The 11,974-nt window shown below is 59.8% G+C and carries 12 protein-coding genes; 5 read left to right on the forward strand and 7 right to left on the reverse strand.

Features of this window, described 5'->3' with window-relative positions:
* Positions 1–125 precede the first annotated feature (125 nt).
* The 7 genes from ychF to ACTH3D_RS10500 form a co-directional block, all read right to left on the reverse strand.
* Positions 126–1,217: a redox-regulated ATPase YchF gene (gene ychF / locus ACTH3D_RS10470; protein WP_441667025.1), complete on the reverse strand. Its 1,092-nt coding sequence runs from the start codon at positions 1,215–1,217 to the stop codon at positions 126–128.
* 83 nt (positions 1,218–1,300) lie between these two features.
* Positions 1,301–1,891, reverse strand: a complete 591-nt coding sequence (pth, locus tag ACTH3D_RS10475; protein WP_441667026.1) for an aminoacyl-tRNA hydrolase — start codon at positions 1,889–1,891, stop codon at positions 1,301–1,303.
* Between the two features lie 89 nt (positions 1,892–1,980).
* Complete coding sequence (locus ACTH3D_RS10480; RefSeq protein WP_441667028.1) at positions 1,981–2,637, reverse strand: 50S ribosomal protein L25/general stress protein Ctc; 657 nt, start codon at positions 2,635–2,637, stop codon at positions 1,981–1,983.
* Positions 2,638–2,749: 112 nt separating this feature from the next.
* Entirely contained in the window at positions 2,750–3,691 is a 942-nt protein-coding gene (locus ACTH3D_RS10485) for a ribose-phosphate pyrophosphokinase (protein ID WP_441667029.1), read from the reverse strand.
* Positions 3,692–3,789: 98 nt separating this feature from the next.
* A complete protein-coding gene (gene ispE / locus ACTH3D_RS10490) occupies positions 3,790–4,662 on the reverse strand; it encodes a 4-(cytidine 5'-diphospho)-2-C-methyl-D-erythritol kinase (protein ID WP_441667030.1) in 873 nt (290 codons plus the stop codon).
* Positions 4,663–4,665: 3 nt separating this feature from the next.
* A complete protein-coding gene (gene lolB / locus ACTH3D_RS10495; RefSeq protein ID WP_441667031.1) occupies positions 4,666–5,337 on the reverse strand; it encodes a lipoprotein insertase outer membrane protein LolB in 672 nt (223 codons plus the stop codon).
* 34 nt (positions 5,338–5,371) lie between these two features.
* Positions 5,372–7,123, reverse strand: coding sequence for a tetratricopeptide repeat protein (locus ACTH3D_RS10500; RefSeq protein WP_441667032.1), 1,752 nt, complete (start codon positions 7,121–7,123; stop codon positions 5,372–5,374).
* Positions 7,124–7,325: 202 nt separating this feature from the next.
* Here ACTH3D_RS10500 and hemA point away from each other — a divergent pair, with 202 nt between their 5' ends.
* The 5 genes from hemA to ACTH3D_RS10525 all read left to right on the forward strand — a co-directional run.
* Positions 7,326–8,603 carry a glutamyl-tRNA reductase gene (hemA, locus tag ACTH3D_RS10505; protein ID WP_441667036.1) on the forward strand — a complete coding sequence of 426 codons (1,278 nt, stop codon included), beginning with the start codon at positions 7,326–7,328 and terminating at the stop codon, positions 8,601–8,603.
* Positions 8,604–8,613: 10 nt separating this feature from the next.
* Complete coding sequence (gene prfA, locus ACTH3D_RS10510) at positions 8,614–9,705, forward strand: peptide chain release factor 1 (RefSeq protein ID WP_441667033.1); 1,092 nt, start codon at positions 8,614–8,616, stop codon at positions 9,703–9,705.
* 1 nt (position 9,706) lies between these two features.
* Positions 9,707–10,636: a peptide chain release factor N(5)-glutamine methyltransferase gene (prmC, locus tag ACTH3D_RS10515; RefSeq protein ID WP_441667034.1), complete on the forward strand. Its 930-nt coding sequence runs from the start codon at positions 9,707–9,709 to the stop codon at positions 10,634–10,636.
* 11 nt (positions 10,637–10,647) lie between these two features.
* Positions 10,648–11,415: a HesA/MoeB/ThiF family protein gene (locus ACTH3D_RS10520; protein ID WP_441667037.1), complete on the forward strand. Its 768-nt coding sequence runs from the start codon at positions 10,648–10,650 to the stop codon at positions 11,413–11,415.
* Positions 11,416–11,499: 84 nt separating this feature from the next.
* The coding region (locus tag ACTH3D_RS10525) for an NAD(P)/FAD-dependent oxidoreductase (protein WP_441667035.1) at positions 11,500–11,974 on the forward strand (475 nt) is incomplete at its 3' end.

Here is an 11,974-nt window from a genome sequence, read left to right on the forward strand (position 1 = left end):
CCCATCATTATGAGTGATGTGCTCTAACCAGCTGAGCTACGTAGCCATTCAACGCGACGCATTGTACTGTTCTGACGAGCTATGTCAAGTGCGGCAAGGACCGTCAGGAGTGTCGCCTGGGTGGATCAGACGTTAAAGCGGAAGTGGATCACGTCACCGTCCTTAATCACATACTCTTTGCCTTCCAGGCGCCACTTGCCGGCATCCTTGGCTCCCTGCTCGCCACCCAGCGTCACGAAGTCGTCATAGGCAATCACCTCGGCGCGGATGAAGCCTTTCTGGAAGTCCGTGTGGATCACGCCTGCGCCTTCCGGGGCAGTGGCACCCACTTTCACGGTCCAGGCGCGAACTTCTTTCACGCCGGCGGTGAAGTAGGTCTGTAGTCCGAGCAGCGCATAGCCGGCGCGAATCACGCGGTCAAGCCCGGGCTCTTCCATGCCCATCTCACTAAGGAACATGGCGCGTTCGTCATCATCCAGCTCAGCAATCTCGGACTCTAGCTGATTACATACTGGCACCACCACGGCGCCTTCTTCGGCAGCGATTTCGCGCACTATATCCAGGTAGGGGTTGTTGTCGAACCCGTACTCGCTGACGTTGGCGATATACATGGTCGGCTTGAGTGTCAGGAAGCCAAAGCTTCTGAGCTGACGCTGTTCGTCGTCGTCCAGCCCGAAGCTGCGCAGCGATAGGCCTTCAGCCAGATGCGGCTGGATACGGTCGAGGATGGCTTTGGTGGCGGCAGCCTCTTTGTCACCGCCCTTGACCACGCGAACTAGGCGCTGGGCAGCCTTCTCGACGGTGTCCAGATCAGCCAGGGCCAGCTCCATGTTAATGATCTCGATATCCGCACGGGGGTCAACCTGGTTGGCCACGTGGATGACGTTGTCATTGTCGAAGCAACGTACCACGTGAGCGATGGCCTGTGTTTCGCGGATGTTGGCCAGAAACTTGTTGCCCAGCCCCTCACCTTTGGAAGCGCCAGCGACAAGACCGGCGATATCGACGAACTCCATGGTTGTGGGTAGTGTACGCTCTGGCTTGACGATCTCGGCCAGGGTATCGAGACGCGGATCGGGCATGGGCACGATGCCGACATTGGGCTCGATGGTGCAGAACGGAAAGTTTTCAGCGTCAATGCCGGACTTGGTCAGGGCGTTGAACAGAGTGGACTTGCCGACGTTGGGCAGCCCTACGATACCGCAATTGAAACCCATGGAATTTTCCTGGAAAGCGAATTCGGAAATGGCGAATTATGGCTAGTCTACTCGAATGAGTCAGAATCCTTAAGCCAAGCGCCTTATTGTGCCGGAGAGAAGCTGTGCAGGCGGTGCATGGCTTTGGCCCAGTTACCCTCAACGGCCTGGGGTAGGGTGGCCAGACTCTCGGCGATAGCCTCGTCAATGGCCTGCCGCTCAGCCTTGCCGGGACGTCCCAGCACGTAGTTGGTGACCAGGCGAGCGTCTCCCGGGTGGCCGATCCCGATGCGCAGGCGATGGAAGTTCTTGTTACCGCTCAAAGCACTAATGGTATCGCGCAGGCCGTTATGGCCGCCATGGCCGCCGCCAGTCTTGTAGCGAGCCACACCTGGCGGCAGGTCAAGCTCATCGTGAGCGACCAGCAGCTGATCCGGTGTTAGCTTGAAGAACTGGCACAGTGCAGATACCGCGCCACCGCTGCGATTCATGAAGGTGCTCGGCTCAAGCAGGTGGAGCTCATGATCCGCCACGCGGACTCGCGCATAGCGCCCCAGAAACTTCTTTTCCGGGCGCAGGCTTTCGCCGGATCCCTGCAGAAGGGCGTCAAGTAGCCAGGCGCCGGCATTATGCCGGGTGGCTGCATAGTCGCTGCCGGGGTTGGCAAGTCCGATAATCGCTTTGAGCTGACCCATTGATAGCCTCCAAAAAAATCAAGCGCCGTGGCGCTTGACTATAGAGAGCAGGCCGCACCCCTGGTGCGACCTGAAAGGACAGACAACCGTTATTCGGCGTCGCCTTCCTTGCCTTCTTCACTTTCACCTTCGCCTTCAGCAGTATCATCCTCTTCTTCACCACGCACTTTGGCCTGAGAAATGCTGAGGATAGCGTTGTCATGCACATCTTCACGTGCCAGGGCAACGATAGTGACACCTTCCGGCAGCTTGATGTCGGATAGGTGCAGAACGGCACCCACAGACAGCTCGGCCACGTCGATTTCCAGATAGTCTGGGAGATCCTTCGGCAGACAGCTAATTTCGACGTCGTTGGCCAGCAGGTACAGCTCGCCGTCTTCGTCCTTGATGCCCTTACAGATATCTTCATTAGCGACGTGCAGCGGCACGTGCATGGTGATTTCCTGCTTGGCATCGATACGCATGAAGTCAACGTGAGTGACCAGCGGCTTGAATGGGTGGCGCTGCAGATCACGCACAATCACCGGATACTTCTTGCCGTCCATTTTCAGCTCAATGACCGAAGAGAAAAAGGCTTCATCCTCGATAGCCTTGTAGAAACCGGTCTTTTCAAGGGTGATTGCCTGGGGCGCCTTGTCACCACCGTAAACGATGGCGGGGACTTCCTTATTCTCACGACGCAGGCGGCGGCTCGCACCTTTCCCCAGGTCGTTACGAATGCTGACGCTGAGTGTAAAATCTGACATGGAATTGCCTCTTGCTTGAGTAGGGAAATACCACAGCCCGCGACCAGACCTGCGGCATTTCCATTAGCCCCTGACGGGGCAACGTTCCGACGCCCTGTTCCAACAGCCTATGCTAGTGGAACATGGCACTGACGGATTCTTCATTGCTGACACGGCGGATTGCTTCGGCAATCAGGCCGGCCACACTGAGCTGACGGATGCGGCCGCTTTTGCTGGCTGCCCCTGTCAGCGGAATAGTGTCGGTTACGACGACTTCGTCGAGTACCGAGGCGGCGATGTTGTCGACCGCTGGACCCGATAGGATCGGGTGGGTGGCATAGGCGACTACACGCCTGGCGCCATGCGCCTTGAGGGCCTCGCCGGCTTTGCACAGGGTACCGGCGGTATCGATCATGTCGTCCACGACCACACAGGTACGGTCCTGGATATCGCCAATGATATGCATCACCTGGGCTTGGTTGGCCTGGGGGCGGCGCTTGTCGATGATTGCCAGGTCAACATGTAGCTGCTTGGCAATGGCGCGCGCGCGCACCACACCGCCAACGTCTGGCGAGACGACAACCAGGTTCTCATGGTTCTGGCGCTCGATGTCATCGAGCAGGATCGGCGAGCCGTAGACGTTATCTACCGGCACATCGAAGAACCCTTGGATCTGGTCAGCGTGCAAGTCCATGGTCATGACGCGGTTGACGCCGGCCTTGACCATCATATCAGCAACCACCTTGGCTGAAATCGGCACCCGGGCTGAACGCACACGGCGATCTTGACGGGCATAGCCAAAGTAGGGGACGACAGCGGTGATACGGCTGGCTGACGCTCTACGCAGGGCGTCAACCATCAGGATCATTTCCATCAGGTGATCGTTGGTGGGCGCGCAGGTGGGTTGAAGGATGAACACATCCTTGCCGCGGACATTTTCGTTGATTTCAACCGCAACTTCGCCGTCGCTGAACTGGCCAACGGTGGCGTTACCTAGCCGGTTATCTAGACTTTCGGCCACTTTCTGGGCAAGTTCGGGATTAGCGTTCCCGGCAAAAACCATCAGTTTTGACACGCGCAGCCACCTTTGCTGTGTTGGGTCTTCTGGATATGGGATCGTCGTCCGTAACTGATCGGGCTGGCAGGTCTTGTTGACTGCCTAGCGGTTACTGATCAAGGTTGACGATCCAGTGCATCATGAAGGGGAGAGCGGTTCAGACCGTAAGCCTTGAAGCCTTGCCATCGCGCAGGTAATTGCGCGAGCAGCCGGTCAGCATCCTGCTCATCTATCAGTGGCGCAAACACGCAACCTCCTGTGCCGGTCAGCATGGCACTGCTGCCCTGTTCCAAGCGTGCATTTAGCCATTCAAGCGCTGCTCCGACATCAGGATAAAGCGCTGATACTGTTGGCTCACAATCGTTACGCCAGTTTGTCGATTCACCCTGCAGTGCGCGCGCCATGGTAATTGGCGGGCTGTTGCGTGTCAATTCGGGGGCTTGGAAAACCGCTGCGGTCGACACGCTAACACCGGGATGTAGCACCATAAAACAGGGCGTCTTGAGGGTGACAGGTACCAGCCGCTCGCCAATGCCTTCTGCCCAGGCCGCGTGGCCGCGCACAAATACCGGAACATCGGCCCCAAGGCCGACGCCGAGCTCGGCCAGCTGTTCAATGCCGAGGTTCAGCCCCCACAGACGATCGAGAGCGAGTAGTGTGGTAGCTGCGTTGCTGCTGCCGCCGCCGAGGCCACCGCCCAGGGGTAGTACCTTGTGAAGATGGATATCAGCACCAAGGGGGCAGTCGCTGAAGGTTTGTAGGCACTGGGCTGCACGCATGACCAGGTTGTCCGCTGGGCAGACGCCGTCAAGGAGCGGCGATACCTGAAGTTTACCATCGTGGCGCAGGTGTAGGTCCAGACGGTCGGCGCGATCGAGAAACTGGAACAGCGTCTGCAGCTCGTGGTAGCCGTCGTCCCTGCGGGCGGTGATGTGCAGCATGCGGTTGAGCTTGGCCGGAGCCGGCAGGCCGACTAGTTGCTCAATCATCGATCACTCGCTCTGGTTGTTTTCTGACTGCCAGCGGGTGACCACCAGGGTGACGCGCAGATCGCCGTAGTCCATCACCAGCCGGCTTGGCAGCCACAGGTCGTTGAAGTGGGTCCAGCGGCGATAGTCGATGGACCAGCCATCCTGCTCAAGTGTCGCGGGAAAGCCCAGCTTGTCCTGGGTCATGCGGTGGGGGCGGTCGTTGGCAGGTAGGCCGCGAACCCAGTCAGTCAGGTCTGACACTGGCAGTGACCAGCCCATCTGCTCTTGCATGAGCTCTTCCGGGCTTGTGGCTTCAAAGCGGCCTTCGCTGGTGGTCATCGAAACGCGACCGTCACGGCCTTCCAGTACGCTGCGGCCTGTGCCTGCCGGGCCGCTTAGCAGAATGCGGAAGTAGTACGGGGTCTGGCGCCAGTCGATGTTGGCGCTGGTTGATTCTTCTGGGGTGCGTAGCCCGACCTTGCCGTTCAGCTCCCAGGTCTGCAGCTGTTGCACGTTGGCTTTTTGCGCCTGCCACTGGTCTGCGCTGCGCTCCGTTTCAGAAGAGGGCGGTTGAGTGGTGGCACAGCCGGCCAGCAGGCCAAGCGCCGCAGCCATGGCAACAGTGGCAGCAAACGCTTTTAGGGGACGCGTTGGTGCGGCATCTGATTTTGCGAGCGAACTAGCGAGTGGCATGGGGTGGTGTCTCCTTGGCTGTGCAGTGGCAGAATCAGTCGTTTGAGTCGGGAACGTTCAGGGCGGGTATCCGTAGCAGCAGATCGTCAATGGCTGGATGCTGCTCAAAGCGCTCCAGTGACTGCTTAAGCATCAGGCGTGCGCGGCTGCGGTGGTCCAGTGCCCAGAGCACCTCGATCAGATGACTGGCGATCTCTTGGTCGGGCATCTGTTGCCAGGCTTTTTCCAGCCAGGGCAGAGCCGCCTGGGCATTGCCCTGGCGAAAGCGTACCCAGCCGAGGCTGTCAAGGATCGCAGGGTTGTTGGGGTCAAGCTGGTAGGCCCGTTCGACCAGCCTAGCGGCTTCGTCGATTCGGCCCGGTATCTGTTCATCTGCCAGGGTATAGCCCAGCGCGTTTAGGGCAATGGCGTCGTCAGGATCCTGCTCAAGTGCTGTACGCAGCTGGGTTTCCATCACGGCCAAGTCACCGGCTCGGTAGGCGCGCATGGCCAGCATGTAGCGAAGGTCCAGGCTGCCGGGATGCTGTTCGAGAAAGTTTGCAAGCAGGGCTGTTGCCTGCTCTGGCTGTTCAAAACGGTCCAGTAGGTTAACCTCCACGCCAATCAGTCCGGCACTGAAGTCTGGGTGGTCACGGCGCTCACTGGCAAGAAAACGTTGGCTGTCAGCGAGCCGCTTATGACTTGCCAGAGTAAAAGCGGCCCGTGAGCGTGATATCAGAAAGTTATCGCCCTCCGGTACCCGACGGTAATAAAGCAGGGCGTTATCGACGTCGTCTTCATTCTGGGCGATGCCACCCAGCATCAACAGTGCTGAGTCCGGCGTGGAGTCTTTGCTGAGCAGCGGCTGCAGCAGGCGACGCGCAGGGCCAGGCTGGTTTTCCTGCAGATAGAAGCTGGCCAACAGCATTCTGAGCCCGGAAGTGCTTCCGTGATTCTCGAGTAAGGCATCTGTGGTGGTTTCTGCGCTTTCTATCCGGCCCAGCCGGATCTCGGCCTGGGCTTGCAGCATCATCAGTTGCAAGTCTTTGGGCTGGAGTTCTAGGCCCTGGCTTGAATAGTCGTAGGCACGCTCAGGATCGCCAGTGTCCAGGGCAATGGCCGCCCGTAGCCGCCAGGCGTCGGGGGAGCCTGCTGCTGCGGCAGGCAAACGCTCCAGGCGTTGCTGGGCTGTGGCCTTCAGGTCGTTGGCGGCCTCCAGCAATGCCATGGCCAGCTCAGTATCGACGTTGCTGTTGGTATTGTCGTTCAGGTGCTGGCGCATCTGGGCAAGCAGGGAAGACGTGTTCGCTCCTGCTTCAAGGGCCATCTCTACCAGCTCAAGCAGCTGTGCATCACCACCCTGATTGCTGATGGCCAGTCGCAGTTCCAGCGCCCGTGGCCAATCCTGGCGCTGGGCGGCCAGGCTGGCCAGCAGATAGAGAGGCTCCTCGGCATCGGGTGCCAGCTGTTGCCAGCGTTGTGTCGTGGCTTCCAGTGTATCGGGGTCATCCATGAAGCGTGCGGCCAGCGCCGCCCGCTGGGCCAGCTCTGCGCTATGGTAGCGTTCGGCTGTCTGTATATAGCCGTCGGTTGCACGGCTATAGTCGCCACGCAAGCCAGCCAACTCCGCGACCAGCAGTGTTGACAGACTGTCGGCATCCAGCCCCCGGGTAACTGGCGGCGCTTGGTCCATGGATGCCACGGTAATCGTGGCTGGCGACACGCTCTGGCAGCTGCTCAGGGCCGTTACGACAAGCGCGACGGCGGCTGCCCGCGAGCCGGGCTTGATGAAAAAGTGGCGGGACATGCACGTCTCGACAGTCAGAAGAAATCAGACTGCCAGCATAACGGCTTGCCGGCGCTGGGCAAAGCGGTGACTTTGCACTACGGCTTGCCGATGATGGCTGTGATAGACTATCGCGCCGTGAGATAGTGCGCGATGTGTTGCACGCGCCTGATGATGCAACAGAATCCGAAGCTGGAAAATGTCCGCGAAAACCCCGACACCGATGACGCTGCTAGCCCTGGGAATCAACCATCGCACCGCCACTGTAGAGGTGCGCGAACAGGTTGCCTTTACGCCGTCAGGCATGAAGGAAGCCTTGACGCAGCTGCGTGGCTTGCCCAACGTTCGTGAAGCGGCGGTGGTGTCTACCTGTAATCGTACTGAGCTTTATTGTGTTACCGAAGGGGCCGGGGAGCGCGAGATTCTTGAGTGGATGGGGCGCTATCACGGACTTGACGCCGATGAACTGACGCGCTGCGCCTACCATTACCTAGATGATGAGGCAGTCCGCCACTTGATGAGGGTCGCGGTGGGGCTGGACTCCATGGTGCTCGGTGAGCCGCAGATTCTTGGCCAGCTCAAGGAGGCCTACCAGGCAGCACGCCAGGCCAGAGGGCTGAGCGGCGAGCTAGAAGGGCTCTTCCAACACACCTTTGCCGTTGCCAAGCGGGTGCGTACAGAAACAGGAATCGGCCGCAATCCGGTGTCGGTGGCCTATGCCGCCGTCAGCCTGGCCAGCCGTATCTTCGACGATTTCAGCCAGGCTCGTGCACTGCTGGTGGGGGCGGGTGAAACTATCGAGCTGGTTGCGCAGCACCTGCATCAAGCCGGTGTACGTCAGTTGGTGGTGGCTAATCGCACTCTGGAGCGTGCCAACCTGGTAGCAGGTGGCTTGGGCGGGCAGGCCATCACGCTGGACCAGATTCCCGAAGCGCTGATCAATGCCGATATAGTGATTTCCTCCACCGCGGCACCGCTGCCGATTCTTGGCAAGGGCATGGTTGAGCGGGCACTCAAAAAGCGTCGCTATCGTCCCATGTTCATGGTGGATATTGCCGTGCCCCGGGATATCGAGCCTGAGGTCGGCAAGCTCAGCGATGTGTTTCTGTATACCGTCGATGACCTAGAAGAGGTGATTGATGAAAACCGTCGCCATCGTCAGGTGGCCGCAGATCATGCCGAATCGCTGATCGAGCACGGCGTGCGTGACTGGCAGAAAGGCCAGCGCATTCGTGATGGCGGAGCGTTGATTCGCCGCGTCAGAGAACATGGCGAAGCACTGCGCGACCTGTCGCTTGATGATGCGCTGGCGCGCTTGGCGCGGGGTGAAGCCTCCGAAGACGTGGTTCGGCGCCTGGCCAATCAACTGACTAACCGGCTCATGCACCGACCCACCGTCGCCATGCGCGAGGCGGCATCCGCCCAGGATCAGGAGCTGCTTGAAGCCGCCAACGCACTACTGACAGATCCTTCTACCGACGTCACCCCCCCATCCTCATAGGACTTCGCCGATGAAAGCCTCCCTGCGCGAGCGCCTCGACGCTTTTTGTGAACGCTTCGAAGAGCTTACTGCTCTGCTGGGTGAGCAGGACGTAATCGCTGATCAGGCGCGCTTTCGTGACTACACTCGGGAATATGCTGAGCTTGAGCCGCTGGTCGATGCCTGGCAGACCTACCGCGGCGTAGAGGCAGATATTGAGGCTGCCGAAGCGCTGGCGAATGACAGCGATGCCGAAATGCGTGAACTGGCCGAGATGGAGCGCATCGACGGGGCAAGTCGACTGGAAGCGCTTGAAGAATCACTCAAAAAGCTGCTGGTACCCAAAGACCCCGACGATGAAGGCAACGTTTTTCTTGAAGTGCGGGCCGGTACCGGCGGCGATGAGGCGGCGCTGTTTGCCGGCGACCTGTATCGCATGTACTCCCGTTATGCCGAACAGCATGGTTGGAAGGTGGAGATCGTCAGTGCTAGCCACGGTGAGCAGGGTGGCTACAAAGAAATTATTACCCGGGTGCGGGGCGATGGCGTGTATGGCCGACTTAAATTTGAGTCCGGTGCGCATCGTGTGCAACGGGTGCCAGCCACCGAGTCCCAGGGCCGTATTCACACCTCGGCCTGTACCGTGGCTGTGATGGCCGAAGCGGCTGAAGTCGGCGAAGTGGATATCAATCCCGCGGATCTGCGCGTGGACACCTTTCGCTCCAGCGGCGCTGGTGGTCAGCATGTTAACACCACCGACTCGGCAATCCGTATCACCCACCTGCCCAGCGGTGTCGTGGTGGAGTGCCAGGAAGAGCGTAGCCAGCACAAAAACCGCGCCAAGGCGATGTCGCTGCTGGCGTCAAGGCTCAAGCAAGCGGCCCATGACAGCCGCCATCAGCAACAGGCCGACGAGCGCCGTTCGCTGGTTGGCTCTGGCGATCGCAGTGAGCGCATTCGTACCTACAACTTTCCCCAGGGGCGGATTACCGATCATCGCATCAACCTCACGCTGTACAAACTCAGCGAAGTGATTACTGGCGATAGCTTGGACGACATCATCGAGCCGCTGATCAATGAATACCAAGCCGACCAGCTGGCAGCGCTGCAGCAGGATGGCTGACATGCGTCTGGATCAATTGTTGGTCAACGCCTCAGGGCGTCTGCAGGCAGCAGGCTCACCCAGCCCGCGCCGCGATGCGGAAGTGCTGCTGTGTCATGTGCTGCAAGTGGATCGCGCCTGGCTGTATACCTGGGGCGATCGCCTGGCTGATGACCAGACGCTGGCCCGCTTTGACAGCCTGATAGCCGCGCGGGAAGAGGGCCAGCCGGTCGCTTACCTGACTGGCGAGCGTGAGTTCTGGGGCCTGTCACTGGCCACCTCGCATGCCACGCTGATTCCGCGCCCGGATACCGAAACGCTGGTCGAGGCTGCGCTGGAAAAGGCGTCGGCGATGGAAAGTGCTGATGCCAAGCGGCTGCTGGACCTGGGCACCGGCACCGGCGCCATTGCCTTGGCCTTTGCCAGCGAATATCCCAGTTGGCAGGTAACCGGTGTTGATCTTAACGAAACCGCCGTCGCGCTGGCCCGAGGCAACGCCGAGCGTAACGCCATCGCTAACGCTGAGTTTCTGGTCAGCGACTGGTTTTCAGCCTTTGACAGTTCTTTGCGGACCGATCGTTTCGCGTTGATTGTTTCCAATCCGCCGTATCTGGCCGATGATGACCCGCATCTGGATGAGGGTGACGTGCGTTTCGAACCGCACAGCGCGCTGGTATCGGCTGAGCAGGGTCTGGCTGACTTACGCTACTTGGTGCGTGAAGCACAAAACTATCTGTCAGCCAATGGCTGGCTGCTGCTGGAGCACGGTATGCAGCAGGGGGCGGCAGTGCGTCAGGCGCTGAGCGAGGCTGGCTTTTCAGACGTTGCCAGCCGCCAGGATCTGGGCGCGCGGGATCGGATCAGCCTTGGTTGCTGGCGGATTTCAGAAACACCTGCAGCCACAGTCACGGCAGCAACAACAGCACTGCCCGATAGCGTAGACAGGAGGTAAGGATGACGCTCATGAACGATGATGCATTGCTGCGTTATAGCCGCCACATACTGTTGGAACCCATCGGTATTGAAGGCCAGCAGCGCCTGCTTGATGCTCGAGTATTGATTGTAGGTGCCGGCGGATTGGGCTCGCCAGCGGCCATGTATCTGGCCGCCGCTGGTGTCGGGCAACTGGTGCTGGCCGATGACGACCACGTCGAGATTCATAATCTGCAACGTCAGATCGCCCACGGTAACCGCGACATTGACCGCGACAAGGCTGAGTCGGCGGCAGAAACGGTGCTGGCCATCAACCCCGATACCAGGGTTGAGGTGCTGTGCGAGCGTCTGCTTGGAGAGCGGCTGGCCGACGTCGTAGCCGGTGTTGATGTGGTTCTCGACTGCACCGATGGCTTCGCCAGCCGTTACGCCATCAATGAAGCCTGCCAGCGTGAGGGCGTGGTGCTGGTCTCCGGCGCGGTCATTCGCTTTTCGGGCCAGTTGGCGATCTATAACCCGCACGATCCGCACTCTCCTTGCTATGCCTGCTTGTATCCACCGGGTGAAAGTGATGATGATGCCCTGACCTGCGCTGAGAGTGGCGTGGCAGGCCCTCTGGTCGGAGTGATTGGCAGCTTCCAGGCACTGGAAGCGCTCAAGCTGATCAGCGGCGCTGGCACCCCACACAAGGGGCTTTCCACCTTTGATGCCATGAGTGGCCAGTGGCGCCATTTCAATGTGTCGCGTGACCCCGCTTGTCCTGTTTGTCAGTCGCGCGGTCAACCAGCCAGCGCCTGAACACATCGTCTGATCTATGTCAGAATCACTCTTGCCAAGCACCTCCCTTGCCAAGCAAGCACCTCCTTTGCCAGGAGCACCCCGATGACTACTGACGCCCCCGCTTCCTGCTATCGTGATTCCGTTGCAGTAACGCTTGAGCCCTGTGAGAGTCTGGCGGGCCAGACGCGGGCCGATGTGTGTGTGATTGGCGGCGGGATAACGGGCTGCTCGGCGGCGTTGCACCTGGCTGAGCGCGGCTATTCTGTGGTGCTGCTTGAGGCCAACGAGGTTGGTCATGGCGCATCGGGGCGCAGTGGCGGCCAAATTCTGCCTGGCCTGGGGACTGATATCCTTACCATGGAAAAAGCGCTGGGCACTGGGCGCGCTCGGGATATCTGGGAGATGAGCCGCGAGGCAGTACGCCTTACCGCAGACCTGATAGCGCGCCATTCGATTCCCTGTGAGCTGGCTTGGGGCTATCTGCATGCGGCGGTCAAGCCGCGCCATGTCAGGGAGCTGGCCGAGTTTCAGGAGCGCATGGCCCGAGACTACGGTTACACGGCCACACAGCTGCTGG

Source organism: Halomonas sp., assembly GCF_052095765.1.
GTDB lineage: Bacteria > Pseudomonadota > Gammaproteobacteria > Pseudomonadales > Halomonadaceae > Halomonas.